This is a genomic window from Nocardiopsis sp. NPDC058789 (genome assembly GCF_042745575.1).
In the GTDB taxonomy this organism is placed as follows: Bacteria; Actinomycetota; Actinomycetes; order Streptosporangiales; family Streptosporangiaceae; genus Nocardiopsis; species Nocardiopsis eucommiae.
In genome coordinates this window covers 311,481-335,462 of sequence record NZ_JBHYOW010000001.1, presented here as the reverse complement: position 1 = coordinate 335,462, position 23,982 = coordinate 311,481, and the positions used below count along the sequence as shown (strand labels likewise).

The 23,982-nt window shown below is 71.8% G+C and carries 23 protein-coding genes and 3 tRNA genes; 18 read left to right on the top strand and 8 right to left on the bottom strand.

Annotated features, from left to right (window positions below; genetic code table 11):
• Positions 1–10 precede the first annotated feature (10 nt).
• On the top strand, positions 11–442 hold the full coding sequence (locus tag ACFW3L_RS01480) for a RidA family protein (RefSeq protein ID WP_378735102.1): 432 nt from the start codon (positions 11–13) through the stop codon (positions 440–442).
• Positions 443–465: 23 nt separating this feature from the next.
• Here the strand turns inward: ACFW3L_RS01480 and ACFW3L_RS01475 are convergent, their stop codons facing one another.
• Positions 466–1,392: a PaaX family transcriptional regulator C-terminal domain-containing protein gene (locus ACFW3L_RS01475; RefSeq protein WP_378735100.1), complete on the bottom strand. Its 927-nt coding sequence runs from the start codon at positions 1,390–1,392 to the stop codon at positions 466–468.
• Positions 1,393–1,560: 168 nt separating this feature from the next.
• Between ACFW3L_RS01475 and ACFW3L_RS01470 the strand changes: the two genes are divergently transcribed.
• The 4 genes from ACFW3L_RS01470 to ACFW3L_RS01455 all read left to right on the top strand — a co-directional run bounded on the left by ACFW3L_RS01470 (position 1,561) and on the right by ACFW3L_RS01455 (position 7,710).
• Positions 1,561–2,715, top strand: coding sequence for an acyl-CoA dehydrogenase family protein (locus tag ACFW3L_RS01470; RefSeq protein ID WP_378735098.1), 1,155 nt, complete (start codon positions 1,561–1,563; stop codon positions 2,713–2,715).
• A gap of 34 nt (positions 2,716–2,749) precedes the next feature.
• A complete protein-coding gene (locus tag ACFW3L_RS01465; protein WP_378735096.1) occupies positions 2,750–4,459 on the top strand; it encodes an AMP-binding protein in 1,710 nt (569 codons plus the stop codon).
• Between the two features lie 93 nt (positions 4,460–4,552).
• Entirely contained in the window at positions 4,553–6,988 is a 2,436-nt protein-coding gene (locus ACFW3L_RS01460; RefSeq protein ID WP_378735094.1) for a bifunctional salicylyl-CoA 5-hydroxylase/oxidoreductase, read from the top strand.
• Positions 6,985–7,710, top strand: a complete 726-nt coding sequence (locus ACFW3L_RS01455; protein WP_378735092.1) for an alpha/beta hydrolase family protein — start codon at positions 6,985–6,987, stop codon at positions 7,708–7,710. Before ACFW3L_RS01460 ends, ACFW3L_RS01455 begins: the two co-directional genes overlap by 4 nt.
• Positions 7,711–7,780: 70 nt before the next feature.
• Here the strand turns inward: ACFW3L_RS01455 and ACFW3L_RS01450 are convergent, their stop codons facing one another.
• The gene (locus ACFW3L_RS01450; protein ID WP_378735090.1) at positions 7,781–8,836 is read right to left on the bottom strand and encodes a M48 family metallopeptidase; all 1,056 of its coding nucleotides are present in this window, start codon (positions 8,834–8,836) and stop codon (positions 7,781–7,783) included.
• A gap of 256 nt (positions 8,837–9,092) precedes the next feature.
• On the opposite strand from ACFW3L_RS01450, the gene nadD reads away from it, so the two are divergent.
• The 4 genes from nadD (at position 9,093) to ACFW3L_RS01430 (ending at position 10,964) form a co-directional block, all read left to right on the top strand.
• The gene (gene nadD, locus ACFW3L_RS01445) at positions 9,093–9,701 is read left to right on the top strand and encodes a nicotinate-nucleotide adenylyltransferase (RefSeq protein ID WP_304413744.1); all 609 of its coding nucleotides are present in this window, start codon (positions 9,093–9,095) and stop codon (positions 9,699–9,701) included.
• Positions 9,702–9,750: 49 nt separating this feature from the next.
• On the top strand, positions 9,751–10,149 hold the full coding sequence (gene rsfS / locus ACFW3L_RS01440; RefSeq protein ID WP_378735087.1) for a ribosome silencing factor: 399 nt from the start codon (positions 9,751–9,753) through the stop codon (positions 10,147–10,149).
• Positions 10,150–10,191: 42 nt separating this feature from the next.
• On the top strand, positions 10,192–10,815 hold the full coding sequence (locus ACFW3L_RS01435) for a histidine phosphatase family protein (protein WP_378735085.1): 624 nt from the start codon (positions 10,192–10,194) through the stop codon (positions 10,813–10,815).
• Positions 10,816–10,891: 76 nt separating this feature from the next.
• Positions 10,892–10,964: transfer RNA gene (locus ACFW3L_RS01430), tRNA-Ala, on the top strand.
• A gap of 128 nt (positions 10,965–11,092) precedes the next feature.
• Here ACFW3L_RS01430 and ACFW3L_RS01425 read toward each other — a convergent pair.
• Positions 11,093–11,968: an alpha/beta fold hydrolase gene (locus tag ACFW3L_RS01425; protein ID WP_378735083.1), complete on the bottom strand. Its 876-nt coding sequence runs from the start codon at positions 11,966–11,968 to the stop codon at positions 11,093–11,095.
• A 244-nt stretch (positions 11,969–12,212) separates the two neighbouring features.
• On the bottom strand, positions 12,213–13,958 hold the full coding sequence (locus ACFW3L_RS01420) for an ABC transporter ATP-binding protein (protein ID WP_378735378.1): 1,746 nt from the start codon (positions 13,956–13,958) through the stop codon (positions 12,213–12,215).
• A gap of 144 nt (positions 13,959–14,102) precedes the next feature.
• On the opposite strand from ACFW3L_RS01420, the gene ACFW3L_RS01415 reads away from it, so the two are divergent.
• Positions 14,103–14,690 (top strand): TetR/AcrR family transcriptional regulator, encoded by a 588-nt coding sequence (locus tag ACFW3L_RS01415; protein ID WP_378735081.1) that lies wholly within the window; start codon positions 14,103–14,105, stop codon positions 14,688–14,690.
• A 31-nt stretch (positions 14,691–14,721) separates the two neighbouring features.
• Here the strand turns inward: ACFW3L_RS01415 and ACFW3L_RS01410 are convergent, their stop codons facing one another.
• Positions 14,722–15,015 (bottom strand): co-chaperone GroES, encoded by a 294-nt coding sequence (locus tag ACFW3L_RS01410; RefSeq protein ID WP_017545236.1) that lies wholly within the window; start codon positions 15,013–15,015, stop codon positions 14,722–14,724.
• 172 nt (positions 15,016–15,187) lie between these two features.
• Between ACFW3L_RS01410 and ACFW3L_RS01405 the strand changes: the two genes are divergently transcribed.
• Positions 15,188–15,260, top strand: a tRNA-Ala gene (locus ACFW3L_RS01405).
• Between the two features lie 136 nt (positions 15,261–15,396).
• Here the strand turns inward: ACFW3L_RS01405 and ACFW3L_RS01400 are convergent.
• The gene (locus ACFW3L_RS01400) at positions 15,397–15,996 is read right to left on the bottom strand and encodes a DUF998 domain-containing protein (protein WP_378735079.1); all 600 of its coding nucleotides are present in this window, start codon (positions 15,994–15,996) and stop codon (positions 15,397–15,399) included.
• 128 nt (positions 15,997–16,124) lie between these two features.
• Here ACFW3L_RS01400 and ACFW3L_RS01395 point away from each other — a divergent pair, with 128 nt between their 5' ends.
• Positions 16,125–16,982 (top strand): SRPBCC domain-containing protein, encoded by an 858-nt coding sequence (locus ACFW3L_RS01395; RefSeq protein ID WP_378735077.1) that lies wholly within the window; start codon positions 16,125–16,127, stop codon positions 16,980–16,982.
• A 6-nt stretch (positions 16,983–16,988) separates the two neighbouring features.
• Complete coding sequence (locus ACFW3L_RS01390; protein WP_378735075.1) at positions 16,989–17,306, top strand: ArsR/SmtB family transcription factor; 318 nt, start codon at positions 16,989–16,991, stop codon at positions 17,304–17,306.
• Here the strand turns inward: ACFW3L_RS01390 and ACFW3L_RS01385 are convergent.
• Together ACFW3L_RS01385 and ACFW3L_RS01380 are read right to left on the bottom strand one after the other, a co-directional pair.
• A complete protein-coding gene (locus tag ACFW3L_RS01385) occupies positions 17,278–17,511 on the bottom strand; it encodes a hypothetical protein (RefSeq protein ID WP_378735073.1) in 234 nt (77 codons plus the stop codon). The two genes, ACFW3L_RS01390 and ACFW3L_RS01385, sit on opposite strands and share 29 nt — an antisense overlap.
• Before the next feature lie 192 nt (positions 17,512–17,703).
• Positions 17,704–19,242, bottom strand: a complete 1,539-nt coding sequence (locus ACFW3L_RS01380; RefSeq protein WP_378735071.1) for an endonuclease/exonuclease/phosphatase family protein — start codon at positions 19,240–19,242, stop codon at positions 17,704–17,706.
• A gap of 211 nt (positions 19,243–19,453) precedes the next feature.
• Here ACFW3L_RS01380 and ACFW3L_RS01375 point away from each other — a divergent pair.
• The 5 genes from ACFW3L_RS01375 (at position 19,454) to ACFW3L_RS01355 (ending at position 23,976) form a co-directional block, all read left to right on the top strand.
• Positions 19,454–19,526, top strand: a tRNA-Ala gene (locus ACFW3L_RS01375).
• Between the two features lie 113 nt (positions 19,527–19,639).
• Positions 19,640–20,860: a glutaminase A gene (gene glsA, locus ACFW3L_RS01370; protein WP_378735068.1), complete on the top strand. Its 1,221-nt coding sequence runs from the start codon at positions 19,640–19,642 to the stop codon at positions 20,858–20,860.
• Between the two features lie 86 nt (positions 20,861–20,946).
• On the top strand, positions 20,947–21,291 hold the full coding sequence (locus ACFW3L_RS01365) for an ArsR/SmtB family transcription factor (protein ID WP_378735375.1): 345 nt from the start codon (positions 20,947–20,949) through the stop codon (positions 21,289–21,291).
• Positions 21,288–21,761: an SRPBCC family protein gene (locus tag ACFW3L_RS01360; RefSeq protein ID WP_378735066.1), complete on the top strand. Its 474-nt coding sequence runs from the start codon at positions 21,288–21,290 to the stop codon at positions 21,759–21,761. The genes ACFW3L_RS01365 and ACFW3L_RS01360 overlap by 4 nt, the downstream gene beginning before the upstream one ends.
• A 94-nt stretch (positions 21,762–21,855) precedes the next feature.
• A complete protein-coding gene (locus tag ACFW3L_RS01355; protein ID WP_378735064.1) occupies positions 21,856–23,976 on the top strand; it encodes an ATP-dependent DNA helicase in 2,121 nt (706 codons plus the stop codon).
• The last annotated feature ends 6 nt before the right edge of the window (positions 23,977–23,982 follow it).

Here is a 23,982-nt window from a genome sequence, read left to right as displayed (position 1 = left end):
GGAGGAGCGCGTGGAACCCGGACATCCCCCGAGTCCGCACACACCGGTCAACCCGCCCGAGCTCGGCCCCGCCTCGGGCTTCTCCCACGCGGTACTGCCCGCCCCCGGACGCACGGTCCACCTGGCCGGGCAGATCGCCTCGGGGCCGGACGGCGCGCTGGCGGCCCGTACCCTGCCGGAGCAGTTCGGGGTGGCCCTCGGCAACGTCGTCACCGCCCTCCGTGCCTGTGGGGGAGCGCCCGAACACCTCGTGAGCCTGACCATCTACACCACCGACGTCCCCGGATACCGGGCCGCCGCGCGTGACATCGGCCGTGCCTACCGTTCCCACCTGGGCCGTCACTACCCGGCGATGGCGTTGCTGGGGGTGGTCGAGCTCTTCGAACCCGGTGCGCTGGTCGAGCTGGTCGGCCTCGCCGTGATCCCCGGGCCCGCCCACTGACGCCGGACCGGTGAGCCGGGCGGTCACCGCCACGAGTCGTCCGGCCCCAGGGTGGCGGCGGCGCGGACGTGCTCCAGGCCCGGACCGTGGAGCAGGGCGTGCAGCTCGAAGAAGACCCGTGCCGCACGGCTGCCCGCCCAGCGGTCGGGGAGCAGCTCCGGCGGCAGACCCGGGTCGAGGAACGGCATCCGCCGCCAGGCGTCCACCGCCCGCAGGTGGTCCGCGAAGGCCGTCGCACGCTCCTCTGGGGAGCGGAGGGCACGGGCGCCCCGGCGGCGCCAGGCCGCCGCCACGGGTTCGTGCTCATCGAGGAACCCCTCGTACATCGCCTGGAGCTCGGGCAGGTCCCACCAGCGCGCCACGGACGCGGTGAGATCGCGGAAGTCCAGGTAGGAGGCGTGGAAGAGCTCCGCGTGCTCCTCCAAACCGAGGTCCCGGAGCACGGCGCGGGCCTGCTCCGTCAGGTGGGCCGGGGCGATCCACACCCCGGCCGCGGTGGTGCCGAAGCCGAGCCGGGTGAGCTGGGTGCGCAGGGCGTGGCGGCGGTGCCGCTCGGACTCGGGCACCGAGAACACCACGAGTACCCAACCGTCCTGGACACGGGCGACCCGATGGCCGAAGATGCGCTGGTCGCCCTCCGCGAGAATGCGTCGTCCCTGGTCGGAGAGGCGGTACCCGGCCACCCCGCCGAGACGTTCGGAGGTCAGGAGTCCCCGCCGCTTGAGCCGGGACACGGCCGAGCGGACGGCGGGCCCGTCCACGTCGAGCCCGGACATCAGCGCGATGAGGTCGGAGACCCCGATCCAGCCGCCCACGTCACGGGCGTAGGAGCCGAAGAAGGAGACGATCAGGGCCCTCGGCCGCCGTCGCTCCGTGTCCGTCGCGGAGGCGACGGGGGTGTCCGGAGGGGGATCGGCGCTTCCGGCTGGCCGGTCGGTGTTGGACGTCACGCGGACACGATAGCGGCCGCCGCGCGCGGTCCTGGGACGATCCCCGTCGTCACCGGCGGTTCGGAGCACTGTGAAAGAGACTCCATATCGGCCTCTTGACGATCGTCACGGTTATTGTACATTTGCGGTGTGGGGTGGATCACGTACTGACGAGAGCCGAGGTCACCCATGGAGCTGCCCCGCGTCGACACCGACCACCACTTCGCGCGCTGGGTCCGGGAGCGCGCCGCCGACTTCGCCCCGAGACCGTCCACGGCCGCCACCGCCACCGCCACCGCCTCCCCGCCCACGGGCCGGGTGGACCGCCCCCTGCTCCTCCGCCTCGGGGAGTCGGGCCTCCTCCCGGCGCTCTTCCCCGGTACGGCGGAGGGCGGTCCCCTCCGGGAGGCGCCCGCCGCCCGCCTGTGCCAGCTACGGGAGCACCTCGCCCGTGTCGACACCCACGCCGAGACCGCCCTCGCACTCCAGGGGCTGGGCACCTATCCGCTCCTCCAGTCGGGCACCGACGACCAGCGCCGACGCTGGGTCCCCGAGGCCGCCTCGGGCCGGGCCGTCGCGGCCTTCGCCCTCACCGAACCCGACGCGGGCTCCGACGCCGCCGCGCTCGCGCTCCGGGCCGAACCCTCGGGCACGGGTTGGCGACTGCACGGCGAGAAGACCTGGATCTCCAACGCTCCCGACGCCGACTTCTACACCGTGTTCGCCCGCACCACCCCCGGCACCCGCTCCCGAGGGGTCACCGCCTTCTGCGTCCCGGCCGACCGGCCCGGACTCTCCGGATCCCCGCTGGAGATGCTCTCCCCGCACGCTCTGGGCCACCTGGTGTTCGACGGGGTCGAGGTGGGCCCCGACGACGTCGTGGGCCCGCCCGACCAGGGGTTCGCGGTGGCCATGCGCACCCTCGACCTGTTCCGTCCCAGCGTCGGGGCCTTCGCCGTCGGCATGGCCGACGCCGCCCTCGCCGCGACACGGGAGCACACGGCGCACCGCCAGGCCTTCGGCGGCCCGCTGGGCTCCCTCCAGACGGTCGCGCACACGCTCGCGGAGATGGCCACCCGGACCGAGGCGGCCCGGCTCCTCGTCCACGCGGCCGCCGCCGAGTACGACACCGGCGGCCCGGACGTCACCCTCAGGGCCGCCATGGCCAAGCTCTTCGCCACCGAGACGGCCCAGTACGTGGTGGACGCCGCCGTGCAGCTGCACGGAGCCCGCGCCCTGCGCCGGGGGCACCTGCTCGAACACCTCTACCGGGAGGTGCGCGCCCCGCGGATCTACGAAGGGGCGTCGGAGGTCCAGCGCCAGATCATCGCCCGCCACCTGTAGCCGGCCGAAGTCCCCCGCACCTCGGAGGTCCAGCATGTCGAACCAGAACCCGGCCGACCGCCCCGACCACTCCGACGACCCTTCCGCGACCCCGAAACACGCGGCCGTGACCCTCACACCCACGGCACACGAGGACACCTTCACCCGGGACCACCTGCCCCCGCCCGAGGAGTGGCCGCTGATCCGGCCGCTGGACCACCCCGAGCTCCTCAACTGCGCGGCGGAACTGCTCGACGGCACGATCGCGCGCCTCGGCGCGGACCGCCCCTGCGTCATCGGTGACCACGAGAGCCTCACCTACGGCCAGCTCCGCGAGCGGGTGGACCGGATCGCCCACGTGCTCGTCGACGAACACGGCCTGCGCCCGGGGCGACGGGTCCTGCTGCGCGGGCCCAACTCCCCCTGGCTGGCCGCCTGCTGGCTGGCGATCCTCAAGGCCGGGGGAGTGGTGGTCACCGTCCTGCCGGTCCTGCGCGCCGGGGAGCTCACCACTCTCCTCCGCTCCGCCGAGGTCTCCCACGCGGTCTGCGACGCCCGGTTCCTCGACGACCTCACCGAGGCCTCCGCGAACCTCGGAGACCAGGCCCCGGACCTCCTGGTGTACGGCGGCGACGGTCCCGACGACCTCGCCGCGCGGATCGCCGGACCCCGGGCCGACGGGACGCCCGCGGACTTCACCGCGGTGCCCACCGCCGCAGACGACGCCTGCATGATCGCCTACACCTCCGGCACGACCGGCGACCCCAAGGGCTGCGTCCACTTCCACCGGGACGTCCTCGCCGTCGCGGACACCTACTCCGCCCACATCCTCCGGCCCGTGCCGGACGACCTCTTCGTCGGCAGCCCGCCCTTCGCGTTCACCTTCGGCCTCGGCGGACTCCTGATCTTCCCGCTGCGGGCCGGGGCCGCCACGATCCTCCTCGAACGCCCGCGCCCCGAGGCCCTCCTGGACGCCGTCAGCGAACGGGGCGCCACGATCGTGTTCACCGCACCCACCGCCTACCGCACCATGCTCACGCGGATCGGTGACCGTGACCTGTCCTCGCTGCGCCGGTGCGTCTCCGCAGGGGAACACCTGCCCGCCGCCACGTGGCGGGCCTGGTACGAGGCCACCGGTATCCGGATGCTCGACGGCATCGGCGCGACGGAGATGCTGCACATCTTCGTCTCCGCCACGGATGAACACATGCGCCCCGGCTCCACCGGGCGCCCCGTACCCGGATTCGAGGCCCGGATCCTCGACGACCAGGGGCGGCCCGTCCCCGACGGGGAGCCCGGGCACCTCGCGGTCCGGGGCCCGGTCGGCTGCCGCTACCTGGCCGACGACCGCCAGCGCGAGTACGTCCGCCACGGCTGGAACCACACGGGGGACACGTACGTGCGGGACGAGGACGGCTACTTCTGGTACCGGGCCCGCAGCGACGACATGATCGTCTCCGCCGGGTACAACATCGCTCCCGCCGAGGTGGAGGAGGCCCTGCTGACCTCGCCCGAGGTCGAGGAGGCGGCCGTGGTCGGCGCCCGCGACCCGGACCGGGGCCTGGTGGTCCACGCCCACGTGGTCCCGCGCCGGGGGAGCACCCCGGACGCCGCCCTGGCCGACCGGCTCAAGGAACACGTGCGCGCACGCATCGCGCCCTACAAGACCCCGCGCGCCGTCGTCTTCCGCACCGCGCTGCCCCGCACCGCCACCGGCAAACTCCAGCGCTTCCGGCTCCGGGAGGGCGCCGCCGACGAGGAGTGAGGAGCGTCCCCGGGAGGGCGCCGTCCGGGCACCCGGGGCGCGTTCCCACCCCGGCGAACGGACACGGAAGCCCGGCGAACAGGAAGGCAGACGATGCGTATCGCGTGTATCGGGGCGGGCCCGGCCGGGCTCTACTTCGCGGCCCTGGCCCGACAGCTGGACCACACCCACGACATCACCGTCTACGAACGCAACGCCCTCGACGACGCCTTCGGGTTCGGGGTGGTGCTCTCCGACGAGACCCTCGGCGGGATCGAACACGCCGACCCGGCCGTCTATGAGGCCATGGCCTCCGAGTTCGCCCGCTGGGACGACATCGACGTCCACCACCGCGGCACCGTCACCACCTCCGGCGGGCACGGCTTCGCCGCCATCGGCCGCCGCCGACTCCTCGGGATCCTGCGCGCCCGTTGCGCCGAACTCGGGGTCCGGGTCCTCGGCCGCACCGAGGCCCCACCCGCCGCCGAGCTGGCAGCCACCCACGACCTGGTCGTCGCCGCCGACGGAGTCAACAGCCACACCCGGTCCGCCCGCCCCACCGCCTTCGGCACCGAGCTCCAACGGCACCGCAACCGCTTCATGTGGCTCGGCACCGACCTCGTCTTCGACGCCTTCAACTTCCACGTCCTGGAGACGCCGCACGGGGTCATGCAGCTGCACTGCTACCCGTACTCCACCGACTCCAGCACCTTCATCGTCGAGATGGCCGAGGACGTGTGGCGCGGGGCCGGGTTCCTCGACCGCGACCTGGCGCCGGGGGAAAGCGACCTCGCGGCGATCGCCCGGTGCGAGGACCTCTTCGCCGAGGTGCTGCGCGGGCACCGCCTCCGTCCCCACCACTCCCGCTGGCAGCGATTCACCACCGTGCGCAACCGCACCTGGCGCCATGGCAACATCGTCCTTGTCGGGGACGCCGCGCACACCGCCCACTTCTCCATCGGTTCCGGCACCAAACTGGCCATGGAGGACGCGCTCGCCCTCGCCGCGTGCCTGAGGGAACAGCCCACCGTCGAGGCGGCACTCGGTGCCTACGAGGACGAGCGCCGTCCCGTCGTGGCCAGTACCCAGCGCGCCGCCCGGGCCAGCCTGGAGTGGTTCGAGGACATCGCCCGGCACGTCGACGCGGAACCGCTCCAGTTCGCCTTCGACCTGCTCACCCGCAGCCGTCGCGTCACCTACGACAACCTGCGCCTGCGCGACCCCGGGTTCGTCGCGCGCGTGGACCGGTGGTTCGCCGGTGAGGTCGCGGCGGAACGCGCTCCGGAGGGCGGCGCGGCGACAGCGGAGACCATCCCCGCCGAACCCGCGCCACGACCGCCCATGTTCCATCCCTTCCGGCTGGGGCCCCTGGAACTGGACAACCGGGTGGTCGTCTCGGCCATGGACATGTACTCCGCCACGGACGGCCTTCCCGGCGACTTCCACCTCGTCCACCTGGGCGGCAAGGCCCTGGGCGGGGCCGGGCTGGTCATGACCGAGATGGTCTGCGTGTCCGCCGACGCCCGCATCACCCCCGGCTGCGCGGGCCTGTACACGCCCGCGCACGAGGCCGCCTGGCGCCGCGTCACCGAGTTCGTGCACACCCACAGCGCGGCCAGGATCGGCGTGCAGCTCGGCCACGCCGGACGCAAGGGCTCCACCCGCCTCATGTGGGAGGGCATCGACCAACCCCTGCACGCCGGGAACTGGCCCCTGGTCGCCCCCTCACCGCTGCCCTACCGGGACGGGGTGAACCAGGTCCCGCGGGAACTCGACCCCGCCGCCATGGCCGCGATCCGCGACGACTTCGTCTCCGCCGCCCGCTCCGCCGACCGCGCCGGGTTCGACCTCCTCGAACTCCACTGCGCCCACGGCTACCTGCTCTCCTCCTTCCTGTCCCCGGTCACCAACCACCGCGCCGACCACTACGGGGGAGACCTGACCGGACGGCTCCGCTACCCCCTGGAGGTCCTGGCCGCGGTCCGCGCCGCGTGGCCCGACCACAAGGCCCTCACCGTCCGGATCTCCGCCACCGACTGGGTCGGGGACGGCACCACCGCCGACGACTCCGTCCGTATCGCCCGAGCCCTGGTCGAGGCGGGCGCGGACGCCATCGACGTCTCCACGGGCCAGGTCACCCCGGACGAGCGCCCCGCCTTCGGCCGCAGCTACCAGGTGCCCTTCGCCGAACGCATCCGCCGCGAACTCGGTGTGCCGGTCATCGCGGTCGGCGCCCTCTCCTCCCACGACGACGTCAACTCCACGGTCCTCGCGGGCCGGGCCGACCTCTGCGCCCTGGCCCGCCCCCACCTGTACGACCCCCAGTGGACCCTGCACGCCGCCGCTGATCAGGGCTACTCCGGACCGGGGGCCACCTGGCCCGTCCCCTTCAGAGCGGGCAGCCGCAGGCCGCCCACCGGCCGGACCGACGGGCCCCGCCCCCGACTCGACCTGCTACGTTCCTCCGAGACAACGACCACCCGGCACCGGCGGTGGCGCCCGGACGCCCCCGGGACGGACCCGGCCCCGAACGACGGAGGACCACGGTGACGACGACGCCCTACGGTGAGCACCCCAGCCAGATCGTCCACCGCTGGGACCCGCGCCGCACCGAGGGTCCCGCCCCCGTGGCGGTGCTCCTGCACGGCGGCTGGTGGCGCGACCTGCACGACGCCCACCTGATGGACCCGATCGCCCGCGACCTCGCCGACTCCGGGTGGGCGGTGTGGAACGTCGAGTACCGGCGCACCGGCGCGGACGGAGGCGGCTGGCCGCAGACCCGCGACGACGTCGCCCGCGCCCTCGACCTCCTCGCGGAGACGGCGGAACACGACCCGGGGTTGGACACCTCCCGGGTGGTGTCGATCGGCCACTCCGCCGGGGGACACCTCGCCCTGATGACGGCCGCCGACTCGCCGGTGACCTCCGTGGTGCCCATCGCGCCCATCACCGACCTGCGCCGCTGCGCCGAGGCCGAGCTGGGGGAGGGCGCCGTCGCTCCCTTCCTCGGACCCGACCCCGGGCCCGCGCTCTACGCCGAGTCCTCTCCCCGGTACCGGGTTCCGTTCGGAGTGCCGCAGCTGTTGGTCCACGGCGACGCGGACCAGCGGGTGCCGGTCGAGCACAGCCGGGACTACGTGGCCGCGGCCCGCGCCGCCGGGGAGACCGTTGACTACCGGGAGGTCCCGGGCATCGACCACTTCGCCGTCATCGACCCCGAACGCGCCGCCTGGCGCCAGGTGCGCGACGCGCTCGCGCACGGCTGGGGCTGACCGCCGCACCCCCGGGCACGACGGAGGGCGGCGCCCGGCCGGAACCGGACGCCGCCCCGTGTCAGGGAAGCTAGTTCCTGGTGCTGTCGCCCTCGGTGCCGCCGCTCTGGCCACCCCGCCAGCGGTCGGCCACCGTGTCGAAGATCTGCCCGCCGGCGCGCCCCGCGCCGCCCGCCACGTCACGGATGGTCTTCACCAGCGGGTCGGAGGAACGGCTCCAGCCCTCCCGGTAGGAGTTGGCCGCGCCGCTCGCCTCCTTGGAGACACTGGCGTCCTTGTCGGAGGCGCGGCGCGGGTACTGGCCGTCCAGGATCCGCTGGTACTCACCGCTCTCGGTCCACCGGTGGAGCTCGGCCACCCGGACCACCGCGAACGGGTGGCTCTGCGGAAGGGTGGTCATCAGCTTGAGCACGCTGTCCACGGCGTCGCCGCCGCCCTCGTACTCGCGAGCCTGCTCCATGAACGCGTCGGGGTTCATCTGGGACAGGTTCGACCCACCGGCCAGCTTCATCAGGGCACTCTTGGCGGCCTCGGGGTTCTGGCAGGTCAGAAGCCCGGCGCGGTCGCTGGAGAGCTCCGACTTGCGCTGCCACTCCCGCAGGCCCGCGAGGATCGCCTGGATCGCGATGGCGCCCAGCGGAATCCACATGATCTTGGTGGAGAGCCACACCAGCAGGAGGAGGATGGTGCGGTACACGGAGTGTCCGCTCAGCACGTGACCGACCTCGTGGCCGATGACGAACCGCTTCTCCTCGGCGTTGAAGAGGTCGAACAGACCGGTCGTCATGACGATGAACGGCTTCTTGCGGCCGATCGCCATGGCGTTGGGCTGGGGGTCCATCTTCACGTAGAGCTCGGGCACCTCGTCCAGGTCCAGGACGTAGGCGGCGTCGCGGAGGTAGTCGTGCAGCTCCGGGAACTGGGTGGGGCTGACCCGCACCGCGCTGGAGAGGAACATCAGGCGGAGCGAGCGCTCGTTGATCCGCCCGAACAGTGACTTGACGAGGGTGTCGAAGCCGGACAGCGAACGCAGCGCTACCAGGGCGCCGCGGTCGGCGGGGTGCTCGTAGGCACGCGGGGAGATATCGGTGAGCCGGACGCGTACGCGGTCTGGTGAGTTGGCCATAACGGCATGCTATGCGGCACGATGCCCGTTGGCCACGGTTCGGAGCCATCGAGATATGACGTGATTCGCGAGTGTTTCACGAACCCCGAGGGAAGCAGGGCGCCCCGCTCCTTGTTCCTGGTGTTGCCAGGACCTTCACGCCCGCGATCCGTCGGGGTCGGTTAATCTCGGTTGGCCGAAACCGGCAAGACGGCAGCGAACGGAGCGCACAGTGACACACCAGGCCACCGGCGGCTCCCAGGGAGGGAGCCCACCCGTGAGACGGGACGGCTCCGCGCCGACCCGGGTCGGCATCATGGGCGGCACCTTCGACCCCATCCACCACGGGCACCTCGTCGCCGCGAGTGAGGTCGCCCACCTCTTCGGCCTCGACGAGGTCGTCTTCGTGCCCACCGGGCAACCCTGGCAGAAGGACCTCGACAAGGTCACGCCCTCCGAGGACCGCTACCTCATGACGGTCATCGCGACCGCCGAGAACCCCCAGTTCAGGGTCGACCGCGTCGAGATCGACCGTTCCGGCCCCACCTACACCCTCGACACCCTCCGCCAGATGCGCGCCGCCTACGGCCCCGACGTGGAGCTCTTCTTCATCACCGGGGCCGACGCGCTGGGCGCCATTCTGAGCTGGCACAACGTCGACGAACTCTTCGACCTCGCACATTTCGTAGGCTGTAACCGGCCCGGACACCACCTCAGCGACACCGGCCTGCCCGAGGGCAAGGTCTCCCTGGTGGAGGTCCCCGCGCTCGCCATCTCGTCCACTGAGTGCCGCGAACGCGTACGCAAGGGCGAACCCATCTGGTACCTCGTGCCCGACGGCATCGTCCGCTACATCCACAAGACCGGGCTCTACCTGGAGTCCTGACCGCGCCACGCGGACCCGCACCCCGAACAAGTAAGGCAGCAGGCACAACGTGACAGCCACCGACAGGGCCCTGGAACTCGTCAAGGTCGCCGCAGAGGCCGCCTCCGACAAGCTCGCCCAGGAGATCATCGCCTACGACGTCAGCGAACAGCTCGTCATCACCGAGGCCTTCGTCCTGTGCTCGGCGCCCAACGACCGTCAGGTCCGCGCCATCGTCGACGAGATCGAGGACCAGCTCCGCATCCAGTCCGGCGCCAAGCCGGTCCGCCGCGAGGGCGAGCGCGACGGCCGCTGGGTCCTCCTGGACTACGCCGACATCGTCGTCCACGTCCAGCACGAGGAGGAGCGCGGCTACTACGGTCTCGAACGCCTCTGGAAGGACTGCCCGGAGATCGAACTCCCGGAGAGCGCCCGGGGCGCCGAGCGCACCCCGCTGGACGAGCTGTGACCTCCGAGGCCGCCCAGACGTCGAACTAGAGAGACACACCACGTGAGTGACGCCCCTCGTGTGCTGTTCTGGCGGCACGGACGCACCGCCTGGAACGTCGAGAAGCGCTTCCAGGGACAGACCGACATCGACCTCGACCCGGTCGGCCACGCACAGGCCGAGCGGGCCGGTCGGCTGCTCGCCACACTGACGCCCGACCTCATCGTCGCGTCCGACCTCAGGCGCGCGGCGGACACCGCCGGGTACCTCTCCCGCTCCTCCGGACTCCCCGTGGAGTACGACAAGGGGCTTCGGGAGCGCTTCGGCGGTTCCTGGGAGGGGCAGACGTCCTCCGAGCTCGCCGCGCGCTGGCCCGTGGAACACCCCCGGATGGACATCCCCGACGGGGAGCACATCTCCGACGTGGGGGACCGCATGCACGCGGCCATCCACCGGGGCATCGACCGGACCCCGCCCGGGGGGCTGCTGGTCATCGTCAGCCACGGGGCGGCCCTGAGGATCGGCATCACCCGTATGCTCGGCGTCCCCGACGAGCAGCGCGAGATCCTCGGCCCGCTCAGCAACGCCTGCTGGTCCGTGCTCCAGACCCGGGGGGACACCTGGCGCCTCATGGAACACAACGCCGCCAGCCTTCCCGAGCCCGTGGTGCTCAGCGACGACGCCTGATCCGTTTAGACGAACCGCGCATCTTCCGCTAAGGTTCAGGGAGTCGGAGGGGCACACGCCTCCACGACTCCCACACGGGGCTATGGCGCAGTTGGTAGCGCGCCTCCATGGCATGGAGGAGGTCTGGGGTTCGAATCCCCATAGCTCCACTCGTATCAGGGCGGCCCTGCTCACGCGATCACGCGCGAGCAGGGCCGCCTTCGTCGTTCCCGTGGGCCCGATCATGTCGTGGCTGCGCACCGAACCGCCGACGCGGGCCTCCCCGGAACTCGGGGGCTCAGCCCCCGACGGTGTCCAGGAAGGCCCGGGTCTCCTCGACGAACCGGTCGTGTGCCTCCAGCTGCGCCCAGTGCCCGCACTCCGGGACCGTGACGAGCCGGGCGTCCGGCATCAGCTCGGCGGCCCGCCGGGAACCCCGGAGCGGCACGATCGGGTCCCTCTCGCCGTGGAAGAAGAGCGTGGGGGTGCTGATCTCCCCGACCACGGGCAGGAGGTCGTTGCGCATCCCGTGGGGGCCGAGGTTGGCCTGGTTGTAGCGGAGGTATCCCAGCGAGGCGCCGGGACGGCGCCCCTCGCGGCGGAACTCCGCCACGACCTCGGGCGGCATCGTCGACACGTCGTGGACCACCGCGCGCAGGGCCAGGCCGACGAACCGGTTGGCCAGGGCCGAGAACCGGAACAGGAGCGGGTCGGGCATCCGTGCGGCCCACCAGGCGGCTCTGTGTGTGAACCGGTTCCCGACACGGTCCCCCAGCCCGCCCGGGGCGATCAGGACCAGCGCCCGGACCCGGTCCGGGTGACGCCGGGCCAGGTTCAGGGCCACGTCACCTCCCATCGAGACGCCCGCGACCACGGCCCTCTCCACTCCGAGCCCGCTCAGGAGCCGGGACAGGAAGTCGGCCTGCGCCGCCGGTCCGCCCAGCGGCTCGATTCCCACGGTGCCGCCGAACCCGGGCAGATCCGGCGCGATCACGCTGTGGTCGGAGCCGAACTCCGTGAACATCCGGTACCAGGAGATCGCCGCGTTGTCGTTGCTGCCGCCGTGGACCAGCAGGAGGGGCGGGGCGTCGGCCGATCCCCCGCGGAGGACACGGACCCGGCCGCCGTCGAGGTCGAGGTACTCGGAACGGGCACCGTGCGGGAGGAGGGTCATGGTCGGCTCCAGAGGGCTTCGAGGTCGTCGGCGAGGCGCGCGAAGCACACCTTGCCGGGCGTGGTGTCGGTGGTCTCGGCGTCCGCCGCGCGCGACCAGTTCGCCCATGCCGTGGTCGGACCATGGTCCGTCCAGCCTTGATGACCAGATTCGTCTATCTGGTCATGCTAGGCCGGAGGGTCGGGAAGTCAACGCCTTCAGGGGATTCCCGGGAGACCGCCCGGCGGGGCGGTCTCCCACGGGATCAGGCCGAGGCCACCTCCTCGTCGCGGCCCTCCACGTCCGCGATGTGCAGCGCGGAGACGAGGTCCCGGTACAGCTCGTCCTCCTCCAGGAGCCGCGCGTGCGTGCCCTGCGCGCGGATGCCCCCGTCCTCCAGCAGCAGGATGCGGTCGGCATGGATCACCGTGGACAGCCGGTGCGCGATGGTCACCACCGCGGCACGGTCGGCGTGCCCGCGCACGCTGCGGGTGATGGCCGCCTCGGTGATCGCGTCCACCTGTGAGGTGGCCTCGTCGAGGAGCAGCACGTCCGGGGACCCGAGCAGGGCGCGGGCCAGGGCGATGCGCTGGCGCTGGCCTCCGGAGATCGAACCGGCGTCCAACGGGGTGTCCAACCCCTCCTCCAGAGCGGCGACCTTGTCGGTCAGCAGCACCTCGTCCAGAACCCGCCGAACGTCCTCCTCCGACGCCTCCGGGTTGGTGAACAGCAGGTTCTCGCGGATGGTCCCGGGCACCACCGGGGTGTCCTGCTCGACGTAGGCGAAGTGCCCGCGCACCTGCTGGGGGGACAGTTCCCGGTACGGCGTGCCGTTGACGGTGATCCGGCCCTCCTCCGGCTCCAGGAACCGCAGGAGCAGGGACAGGACGGTGGTCTTGCCCGCCCCGGAGGGGCCGACGATCGCGGTGTGCCCGCGCCGGGGGATGGTCATGTCGATCCGCTCCAGCGCGGCGGCGGCTCCGGGCGCGTAGCGGGCGGTGACACCGCGCAGCTCCAGCAGCGGGCTCCCGTGACCGTTGCTGGCGGCCGGAGCGCTCCCGGAGGGGGCCTCGGCGGTGGGTTCGAGCGGGATGGCCTCCACCTCCCGGATGCGCTTGGCGGCGGCGATGCCCGACTGGAGGGTGGTCACGCTCTGGGAGAGCTCCATGACCGGATTCATCAGCGTGAAGGCGTAGAGCAGGAACGCGACCAGCGTGGAGACCGCGATCTCCCCGGAGGCCACCCGCGTCGCGCCCACGCCGAGGATGGCGATGATCGCCAGCTGGACCCCGCCGAAGGCGATGGTCCAGGCCACGGCCTCGCGTCGGACCGAACGGATGCCGTACCGGGTCGCGTCTTCCGCGTGTTCGAGGATCTGCGAGCCCAGGCGCTCCTCGGCCCTGCTCACCTTCACTGTGCGGATCGCGCGGAGGGAGCCGTCGAGGACCCCGCCCATGAGCCCGAGGGAGTTCTGCGCCTTCTCCTGGGCCCTGGCGATGGCGGGCATCAGGGTGAGGAACAGGACCGTGACGACGACCACCGCGACGACCGTGACGCTCAGCAGGACGAGGTCCAGGACGCCCATCATGATCAGTGTGCCCACCATGAGGACACTGCCGTTGACCAGGCTGATGATGCTGCTGGAGGCGGCCTCCTTGAGGAGGACGGTGTCCGAGGTGGCCCGGGTGACGAGCTCGCCGGAGGGGCGCTTGGACATCGGGAACAGCGCGGCTCGGAAGTAGCGGCGCACGAGGGAGGTGCGCGCCTCCAGGACGACCTTCTCCGCGACGGTGCCGAGCACGATCCAGTGCCACAGACCGGTCACCAGGCCGACGCAGAACAGGCTCAGCAGGATCGCGATGGGCATCGCGAGGCTGCCCGAGTCGGAGATGGTGTCCAGCACGAGCTTGACCACCATCGGGTTGGCCAGCTCCAGGGCCGAGCCGAACAGGGCGAGGACCAGGCCCAGGAGGAGCTTGTTCCGGTGGGGGCGGACGAAGGACCAGAGCACCCGCAGCTGGGCGAAGCGGGGCTCCGGCATGGGTCTGGGGTCGGGTGGGGCCGGTGCTGCCGGTGGATGATCAGTCATGGATGAAATTAGGTCATAGGCGACCGATTATTGTCAACAGATTACCGACGCCCCTACTATGAGGGCATGGTGAAGAGCGATCCCTCCGAGGAAGAGACCAGAACCCGTGCACGGACCCGCCGGGCGATCCTCGACGCCGCCGTCGACGTGCTGGGTGAGAACCGTGCCGCGCCGCTGTCCCACGTGGCCACGCGGGCCGGGGTGGCCCGGAGCACGCTCCAGCGCTACTTCCCCGAACGCGCCGACCTCGTCGCCGCCTTGGGCGACTACGCCAGTGAACTGGCCAACGAGGCCACCGAACGCGCCCGCCCCACGGAGGGCACCGCCATCGAGGCCTTCTCCCGCCTCGTGTCCGAGTACTTCGCGCTCCAGAAGATCTCCATGCTCTCCTTCGGCGGAGACGACCCGTCGCAGGAGCGGGAAGAGGAGGAGTGCGGACCCAGCGACCTCGCCTTCTACGAGGTCGTCGAGCGCGGGCACGAGGACGGCACCATCGACCCCCGGATCACGCCGCTGTGGGCGCAGCAGCTCCTGTGGTCCACGCTCTACGGGGGGTGGCTGTACGTGAGCTCGGCGAGGGTCCCCGCCTTCGAGGCCCACAACATGTGCGTGCTGTCGCTGGTCAAGGCGGTCTCGCGGGAGAGGCAGGGCTGACCGGGCGGGCGGGGCCCGGCCGCCGGTGGAGTCACAGGTAGAGGCCGGTGCCCCGGTCCGGAGCCTCGTTCGCGATCGCGTGGACGTCCCGCTCCCGCAGGATGACGTAGCGCTCGCCGTTCAGCTCGACCTCACCCTGCTCCTCGGGGTCGAAGAGCACGCGGTCGCCGGTCTTCACGTGGCGCGCGCCGGTCCCGGCGCCGCGCACCTCGCCCCACGCCAGCCGGGTCGCCAGCTTCACCGTGTCCGGGATGACCAGACCCGCGCTGCTGCGCCGCTCACTCTTGTCCGGGACCGTCTTCACGAGGAGGCGGTCGTGGAGCATCTGGATTTCAAGCTTTGATTCGGCCACCTCCCCAGAGTATTCGGCCCGTCCGTGAGCGGACCCCGCGCACCGGGACACCGGACGTCCACCCCGGGTTTGACCCTGGTCCCACCCACCCTTGACTTCCTGTAGAGTTGAGGTGTGCCGAGCGGGGAAACCGTCCGGCCTACCAGGGGCTATGGCGCAGTTGGTAGCGCGCCTCCATGGCATGGAGGAGGTCTGGGGTTCGAATCCCCATAGCTCCACGAGCAGGACCCGCGTGGTCGGTTGCCCAGCAACCCGCCCGCGGGTCCTTCTGCTTTTCCGGGGACGCTCCGAGCTCACGACCTCCGAAACGACTCGGCTGTCGCCGACAGTGGGCGCGTGACCACGCGGCGGACTTCAGGTAGTCGCCCAGGCGAAGAGGCAGCCGAGCCAGACCAGGCTGACAGCGATCGCCGCTCGCTGGACGAGGCCCGTCCGGGGTGCGTCCCTCTCCCACAGGTGGCCGAAGGCGCCGGCGGCCACCGCCGACACGGCGGCGACGATCCCCGACCCCACCCTCCAGGCCGGGTCGTCGAGCCCGAACACCGCGATGAACGGGACCCCCGGCAGCAGCAGGAACACCACCATGCCCGCCCAGTCGTGCGTCTGGTGTTGTGCGGAGTACTCCTCCGGCGTGGTGTCGGGGGTGCCGGGCGGGTAGCCCCGCATCGGGTCCATGCGAAACGCTCCCGAGGCCACGAGGCCCAACCCCAGGGCTCCCACGCCGAGGGCCAGGGCCGTGCTGCCGGTGGCGCCGGGCAGGGCGAGGGCCCCCGCCGTGACCAGCAGCCCGCAGAGGAGGAAGTTGGCCGTCTGGACCCACCCGCGCGGGCCCAGCGCGAGTGCGCTCACGGGGTGTCTGACCGGGTGGTATCCGGGTCGTGTGAGACCGTCCAGCAGGAAGACGGCGACGAACAGCCAGGAACCGGCGGCTCCGGACCACAGGAGTGGGGTCATGGGGGGACTCCGAACCTAGACCGTGGCCGGATTCTAGTCCGGGGTCGGGCGCGAGGGAATCATGCAACCCGGGGGTTGCTCTCCGGGTCACGCATGTGCAACGCTGGAGTTGCACAAGGGAGGCTCGTATGGACAGGATCGAACGGCGGATCGACATCGACGCCAGCGCGGAGCGGGTCTGGGACCTCGTCTCGCGGCCCGGCTGGTTCATCAACGACGGTCGCGTGGTCGACCACCGGATCGACGAGGTCGAGGATGGCGTGCACCTGGTGCACGACCCCACGCACGGTGAGTTCCTGGTGCGCACGGAGAAGCTCGACCCACCGCACCACGCCGTGTTCAGCTGGCTCGGCAGGGTGGACGACAAGCAGTCCACCCGGGTGGAGATCTGGGTGCGCGAGCGCCCGGGCGGGGTGACGCTCACGGTCGTGGAGAGCGGATTCGAGACGCTGGGCCTGGCCGAGGCCGAACTGCGCGACCACGTCGCCGGGCAGATCGAGGGCTGGGAGATCGAGCTCGCCGCCGCGCGCGGCCTGCTCGATCCGGTCACCGTCGAGCGGACCGTGCACGTGGACGCCAGCCCGGAACGGGTCTGGGCGGCGGTGACGACACCGGAGCACTTCGCGGCCTGGTACGCCTTCGACGGGGCTGACTTCGAGGCGCGCGAGGGGGCGCCGATGGAACTGCGCTGGGCCGAGCACGGAACGTTCCGGGGCCGGGTCGTCGAGGTGGAGGCCCCCCGCCGGTTCGCCTACCGGATCGCCATGGAGCCCGAGACCGACCCCGGCACGGACGACAGCACCCTGGTGACCTTCGAGGTCAGGGCCTCGGGCGCGGGGAGCCTGCTCACGGTCACACAGGTCGGGTTCGATGCCCTGGCCGAGCGCTTCGGTGACGCCGCGGGCAACGCCTCGGCCGAACTCGAGGGGTGGAACAGCGGGTTCACCACCCTCGCGGGCCACCTCTCCGCCACACGGGGGAGATGAGGCGCCGTGGACACCACACTGCCCCCCGTCTTCGCCGCTCTGGGCGACGACACCCGGTGGAGCATCCTGGTCCGGCTCGGACGGGAGCCCGCCTCCGCGTCGGAACTGGCCCGGGAACTGCCCGTGTCCCGACAGGCGATCGTGAAGCACCTGGAGGTCCTGCGCACGGTGGGGCTGGTGCGTACCAGACGCAGTGGTCGCTCGATCGTTCACGAGGTGGAGGGTGCCCGCCTGGACGAGGTCGGGCGCAACCTGCGCGGCATCGCCGCCGCGTGGGACCGCAGGCTGGAGGGGATCAGGTCGATCGCGGAGGAGAGGGGCTGAACGGCTCCTCGGAGCCGCCGCGCTGGCCGATGAAGGAGAGGAGGGCCGGATCGTCCGAGGTGATGCGGTCCACCTCGGTGCCGCCGTCGCAGGTGAGCATCGACACGGTCACCGTGGCGTCGCCGCGTTCCACCACCCGCCACAGAGCGCCGTGCTCCTCCCAGCGGAGCAGGGCGGCGACCTGCGGGTTCTCTGCGGAGTGCACGGAAGCTTCCTCCCCGGAGGTGACGACACCGACACCTCCAGGGTACGAGGGCGGCTCCCAGACGGGGCGAACCGTCCCGCCGACGGTGGCGCGCCCGAGAGCCGAGCAGCGGGCGGGACGGCGCCCGGCCGGGACTCCCGGCCGGGCGCCGTCAGGGTCCCGGCGAGCACCCGTCGGCGGGACCGAACCCGCTTAGGAGGGGAGCGAGTAGAAGGTCAGCACCGCGGCGTGGTCGGTGGTCCACTCGTTGTCGGCGTGCTCCGGTACCGGGGCGGGGTCCCCGACGACCAGGTCCCGCGAGTCCCGGACCGTGAGATCTCCCGCGTGGTAGACGAAGTCGATCCGGTCCTGCGGCTCCTCGCGGCCCGTGGACCCCTCGTGGAACGGGTACAGCGGCGACCAGGTGAGCCCCGGGGCGCTCACGGGATCCGGGTGGGCCACCCGGTAGGAGTCGGTGAACCCGGCCTCGGTCGGCAGCACCGAGGTCGGCCAGGGCACGTCCGCGTACCCGCAGTTCCTCTCCCGCAGCTCCTCCGTCCAGTCCAGGTGCGAGGGAGCGTTGAAGTCACCCACGAGCAGCACGGGGATTTCGTCGGCCGCTTCCACCTGGTCGGACATCGCGGCGAGGGTGTCGGTGATCTGCGGGGTGCGCCCGGACTCCGCCTCGCGCTCCAGGACCCGGTCCACGTCCATGCCGTCGAAACAGAAGTCGTAGGGGCCGTAGGGGGTGTACCCCAGGTGCACGTTCCAGAGGTTGACCTGGGACTCCTCGCCGTCGAGCGCGATCCGCACCCCGCCGGAGGCGTTGACCTCGCCGTACTCCTCGGCGATCGGGTACCTGCTGATCACCCCGAGGCTCCCCGAACCCTGCCAGTGGTGCCAGCCGAGGGCCTCGGCCAACCGGGCCGCGTGCGTGCCCTGCGTCTCCTGGAGCCCGACGACGTCGGCGCCGCTCTCCAGCAGGAACCGCAGCTGCTTCTCGTGGTACCCGTTGATCCGAGTACCGCCGTGCCAGGTGTTGAGGCTCATCACGCCCACCTCGTCGACCAGCGGCTGGTCGTGGCGGCGCACGGGGATGATGACGTCCAGGCGCGCGGAGGAGCCGTCCTCGCCGGTGGCCTCCACGGTCACGCGGGCTGAGGAACGGTCGGCGCGGGAGACACCCGCCGGGGTCTCCCGGTGAACCGAGGCGCGCGGGGTGCCCGAGAGCGTCCCGTCGGAGGAGACCTCGACCCAGCCGTCACCGCCCACCTTGGTGAACCCGGTGGCCCCGCCCGAGACCAGGCCGCCGAGCCTCGCCTCGTAGGCCTGGCCCTGGCGGGCGTTGTGCAGTGTGGCCTCCTCGACGGGGAAGGAGACCGGGCCGTCGGCCGACAGCCGCACCTCGACCGGTTCGGCCAGCCACTCGTAGCCGTCGCGTGCCAGGAAGTAGGCCGTGTAGGTGCCCGGCTCCAGGGAGTCGACGGGCAGGCGCACGCTCCCCTCGGCCTCGGGCGCGTACTCCCAGACGAGGGAGGGCGCCACGTACTCCTCGTCCACGGGACCCCCGCCGGAGGAGCGGTACAGCCCGATCCAGTTGGCGGCGTGCGGATCGGGGGTGGTGTAGGCGAAGGTGAGGTCCTCGCCCTCGGTCGGGCTCAGGGTGCCCTGCGGGGCGGCGGACACGGGGTGGGCGCCCAGCGCCAACAGGAGTGCGGTGAGCACCGTCGGGATCAGGAAACGGACACGCATCCGGGGGAAGCCTCTCGTTCGGGGGATGTCCAGACTCAAGCCACCATCCGGTACCCCGGAAACGGGCATGTCCAACATGGGGGGACCTCGGCTGAAGGCCGGATGAACTCCGACCGGCGCCGGAGCTCCCCGGTGTGGGGCGCCTGACACGGACGATGTTCCCGGCACCGCCCGACATCCGTTAGAATCGAACCGTCGCCGCAAGGCACACGGGGCTATGGCGCAGTTGGTAGCGCGCCTCCATGGCATGGAGGAGGTCTGGGGTTCGAATCCCCATAGCTCCACTCCACTCCGGAACGATCCTGCTCGGGGGACTTTGTCCTCCTCGCCGGGTCGTTTCGTCCGGGGGCCGCGTGGCCGGGACCGTCGCGGGTCCCCGCCTTCCTAGACTGGGCGGATGGACCACGACCCCGCCGATGAGACCAGCCCCGTCATCCAGGTGCTGGACAAGATCCGTGCCGAGGTCGCCGGGCTCACCGGAGGCCGGGTGGCCGACTACATCCCCGAACTCGCGCACGTCGACCCGGACCTGTTCGGGATCGCCGCGATCAGCGCGCACGGCCGCTCCTACTGCGTGGGGGAGTCCGAACTTCCCTTCACCATCCAGTCGATCTCCAAGCCCTTCGTGTACGCGATCGCCGTGGAGCAGCTGGGCCTGGACGTGGTGCACGAACACGTCGGCGCCGAACCCAGCGGGGAGCCCTTCAACGCCATCAGCCTGGACGAGCACGGCCGCCCCGAGAATCCGATGATCAACGCGGGCGCCATCGTGACCACCTCCTTGGTGGAGAGCGCGGACCCGGCTCGGCGCTTCGAGCGCGTCCGGTCGGTGCTGTCGTCCTTCGCCGGGCGTGAGCTGGACGTGGACGAGGACGTGTACCACTCCGAGGCCGAGACCGGACACCGCAACCGCGCCCTCGGATACCTGAGCCTGGCCGGAGGCGTCCTGGTGGGCCGGGTCGAGGACGCGGTCCAGGACTACTTCCGCCAGTGCTCCCTCAGCGTCACCGTGCGGGACCTGGCGGTCATGGCCGCGACCCTCGCGGTCGGCGGGGTCAACCCGGTGACCGAGGAGCGGGTGGTCTCCCAGCGCACCGCCCGGCACACCCTGTCGATCATGTCCAGCTGCGGCATGTACGACCGCGCGGGGGAGTGGGGGCTGCGGGTGGGCATCCCCGCCAAGAGCGGGGTGAGCGGCGGCATCCTCGCGGCCGCCCCCGGCGCGTTCGGGGTGGGCGTCTTCAGCCCTCCGCTGGACGACGCGGGCAACAGCGTGCGCGGGGTGGCGGCGCTGGAGCGACTCTCCGACGACTACGACCTGCACATGCTCCAGACACCGTCGGAGCCGCCATCCCCGATGCACAGCGTGACCAGGGAGGGGAACCGGCTCGATGTGCGGCTGCGGGGCGAGATCGACTTCCTCGCCGCCGAGCAGATCGTGTCCCGGCTGGAGGAGGCGATCGACGACGCGCGGGTGAGCTCGGTGAGCGTGGCCCTGGAGCGGGTGTCCGGACTGAGCGACGCGGCCCGGTCGCTGCTGGCCGCCGAACTCTCCGAGCTGGCCGACGCCGGAGTCGAGGCCACCGTCAGCGACCCCAGGGGCGTCCGCCGCGCCTGAGGGACGGGCGGCACGCCCTTGACGAGAGGCCGCGCTCGGCGCATAATCAACGTGTTGGTTGATTAACTGGAAGGTTGAACAGGCAGATGGCGCACGATCCGCTCAGTCTGACGTTCGCCGCGTTGGCGGACCCGACCCGTCGGGCGATCCTCGCCCGGCTCGCGGAGGGCGAGGCCACGGTCAACACCCTGGCGGAGCCGTTCGACATCAGCCTCCAGGCGGTCTCCCGGCACCTGAAGGTCCTGGAACGGGCCGGGCTCATCACCCGGGGACGCGACGCCCAGTGGCGCCCCTGTCGTTTGGAGTCCGCGCCGTTGGAGCAGGTCAACGAGTGGGTGGACCGTTACAGGGGCCACTGGGAGGGGCGCTTCGCCCGCCTGGACGAGGAACTTCGCAGGATGCGGAGCAGCACCGAAGGAGCAGAGCCATGAGTGACCTCAGTGTCGTCGCCGAACCGGGTCGTCAGGACATCGTGATGACCCGCACCTTCGACGCCCCGCGAGACGTCGTCTTCCGTGCCATGACCGACCCCGCGCTCCTCCCGAAGTGGTGGGGGCTCAGGGAGACCGAGACGGTCGTCGACCGGTTCGACTTCCGCTCCCAGGGCAACTGGCGGATCGTCGAGCGCGACGCGGACGGGCAGGAGTACGGCTTCCACGGCGTCATCCACGATGTCAGCGCACCCGAGAGCTACACCCAGACCTTCGAGTTCGAGGGCATGCCCGGGCACGTCCTGATGGAGACCCACCGCCTGGAGGAGGTCGACGGAGGTACGAGGTACACCTCCATTGCGGTCTTCCAGAGCGTGGAGGACCGGGACGGCATGCTCGCCTCCGGCATGGAGACCGGCGCCGGGCAGTCCATGGACCAGCTGGAGGAACTGGTCCGCTCCCTGGTCTGAACCACGGGCACTCGGGGCCCGGCCTGCGGACGGGCCGCGAACCGGGCCTGTGGACGGCGCCGAACCTGTCGTCACCGGCGGGTACTGTCGATCCGTGGCAGATCTCCCCGACGTACCCACCCTGCTCGGCGCGGCCGTCAAGTCCCTGGGCGGCAGCAGCCGAGAGGGTCAGCAGACCATGGCCGGCGCCGTCGCCGAGGCGGTCGAAGAACGTGAACACCTGGTGGTCCAGGCCGGTACCGGTACCGGTAAGTCCCTGGCCTACCTCGTGCCCGCGATCAGACACGCGATGGCGACACGGACCACCGTGGTCGTCTCCACCGCCACCATCGCGCTCCAGAACCAGCTGATCGACCGCGACCTGCCGCGCCTGGCCGCCGCCCTGGCGCCGCTGCTGCCCCGTGAACCCACCTTCGCGGTGCTCAAGGGGCGACGCAACTACCTGTGCCGCAACCGCATGCAGACCGCGTCGGAGGAGGAGGCCGAGGGCAGCGAGCTCTTCGACGCCCGCCAGCTCTCCTCCCTGGGCCGCCAGGTCGCCCGCGTGCACGAGTGGGCCGAGGAGACCCTCACCGGGGACCGCGACGAACTCGTGCCCGGCGTGAGCGACCTGGCCTGGCGTCAGGTGTCCGTGGGAGGGAACGAGTGCATGGGCGCCCGCGTGTGCTCCTTCGGTCAGGAGTGCTTCGCGGAGTTCGCCCGCGAGGCCACCACCGGGGTCGACGTGGTGGTCACCAACCACGCCATGCTCTCCATCGACATGTCGCAGGGTTACCACATCCTGCCCGAGCACAACACGATCATGATCGATGAGGCGCACGAGCTGGTGGACCGTGCCACCTCCGTGGCCACCGGAAGCCTCACCGAGCGCACCGTGACCACCGCCGCCAAACGCGCCGCCCGCCTGGTCGAGCCGGGGATCAGCGAACGCCTCAGCGAGTGCGCGGACGGACTGGCGCTGATGTTCACCGAGGTGCCCGAGGGGCGCCTCGACCACATCGACGAGGGGCTCGCCGGTGCCGTGGCGGCGGCACGGGACGCCTCCGCCGCCTGTATCGCCGCGATCGGCCCCTCACCGGGCGAACTCGACCCGGACACCGCCTCCGACCGGCGCCTGGCCCTGGCGGCGCTCTCCGAGGTCCGCGAGGCGGCCGAGCGGGTCCTGGAGTCCTTCGAGCCGCCGCTCCGCGACCGCACCGAGATCGTCTGGCTCACCAAGGTCCCCGCGCGTCCGCCGACACTCAACGTCGCGCCGCTCGGCGTGGGCGGCCTGCTCAGGGAGAAGCTCTTCGGTGACCGCACCGTGGTGCTCACCTCCGCCACGCTCACCCTGGGCGGCGACTTCACCGCCCTGGCCCGGCAGTGGGGGCTCGGCCGCGAGGTCACCCAGGAGGCCGCGGAACGCGCCGCCCGCGGCGCCGGAGCGGTGGAGGAGGCCCCGGCCGGTCCCGCGGACCCGGACACCGAAACCGGGGCGGACACCGACGAGGACGGCCCGCACCGGGCGGCCGGGGAACCGCGCTGGCGCGGCCTGGACGTCGGATCGCCCTTCGACCACGGCCGCAGCGGTATCCTCTACGTCGCCCGCCACCTGCCCAAACCCGGTCGCGACGGGCTCTCCGAGGCCTACCTCGACGAGATCGCGGAGCTCATCGAGGCCTCCGACGGCCGTGCCCTGGGCCTGTTCTCCTCGATGCGCGCCGCCCAGCAGGCCGCCGAGGAACTGCGCGAGCGCCTGGACCAGCCGATCCTGTGCCAGGGGGAGGACTCCACCGGGCAGCTGGTCCGCCGTTTCTCCGAGGAGGAGCGGTCCTGCCTGTTCGGGACCCTGTCCCTCTGGCAGGGGGTGGACGTGCCGGGCCCCTCGCTCCAGTTGGTGATCGTCGACCGCATCCCCTTCCCGCGCCCCGACGACCCGCTCGCCTCGGCCCGCCAGAGAGCGGTCTCCGCGCACGGGGGCAACGGCTTCCTCTCGGTGTCGGCCACGCACGCGGCGCTGCTGCTCGCCCAGGGGACGGGGCGTCTGCTGCGCTCCACCGACGACCGGGGCGTGATCGCCGTCCTGGACCCGCGCCTGGCCACCGCCGGGTACGGGGGGTTCCTGCGGGCTTCCCTGCCGCCCTACTGGGGGACGGCCGACCCCGAGGTCGCGCGTTCGGCCCTGCGCCGTCTGGCCGAGAAGGCCGGGGCGGCGCGGGACGAGTCCGCCGCCTGAACGTGT

Excerpts from the sequence above, each read along its gene's own strand:
- ACFW3L_RS01425 (WP_378735083.1), bottom strand. The coding sequence starts at position 11,968 with ATGACCCTCCTCCCGCACGGTGCCCGTTCCGAGTACCTCGACCTCGAC.
- ACFW3L_RS01365 (WP_378735375.1), top strand. The coding sequence starts at position 20,947 with ATGGCGCACGATCCGCTCAGTCTGACGTTCGCCGCGTTGGCGGACCCG.
- ACFW3L_RS01465 (WP_378735096.1), top strand. The coding sequence starts at position 2,750 with ATGTCGAACCAGAACCCGGCCGACCGCCCCGACCACTCCGACGACCCT.
- ACFW3L_RS01450 (WP_378735090.1), bottom strand. The coding sequence starts at position 8,836 with ATGGCCAACTCACCAGACCGCGTACGCGTCCGGCTCACCGATATCTCC.
- ACFW3L_RS01400 (WP_378735079.1), bottom strand. The coding sequence starts at position 15,996 with ATGACCCCACTCCTGTGGTCCGGAGCCGCCGGTTCCTGGCTGTTCGTC.
- glsA (WP_378735068.1), top strand. The coding sequence starts at position 19,640 with ATGGACCACGACCCCGCCGATGAGACCAGCCCCGTCATCCAGGTGCTG.
- ACFW3L_RS01380 (WP_378735071.1), bottom strand. The coding sequence starts at position 19,242 with ATGCGTGTCCGTTTCCTGATCCCGACGGTGCTCACCGCACTCCTGTTG.
- ACFW3L_RS01410 (WP_017545236.1), bottom strand. The coding sequence starts at position 15,015 with ATGCTCCACGACCGCCTCCTCGTGAAGACGGTCCCGGACAAGAGTGAG.
- ACFW3L_RS01415 (WP_378735081.1), top strand. The coding sequence starts at position 14,103 with ATGGTGAAGAGCGATCCCTCCGAGGAAGAGACCAGAACCCGTGCACGG.
- ACFW3L_RS01460 (WP_378735094.1), top strand. The coding sequence starts at position 4,553 with ATGCGTATCGCGTGTATCGGGGCGGGCCCGGCCGGGCTCTACTTCGCG.
- ACFW3L_RS01470 (WP_378735098.1), top strand. The coding sequence starts at position 1,561 with ATGGAGCTGCCCCGCGTCGACACCGACCACCACTTCGCGCGCTGGGTC.
- ACFW3L_RS01360 (WP_378735066.1), top strand. The coding sequence starts at position 21,288 with ATGAGTGACCTCAGTGTCGTCGCCGAACCGGGTCGTCAGGACATCGTG.
- ACFW3L_RS01395 (WP_378735077.1), top strand. The coding sequence starts at position 16,125 with ATGGACAGGATCGAACGGCGGATCGACATCGACGCCAGCGCGGAGCGG.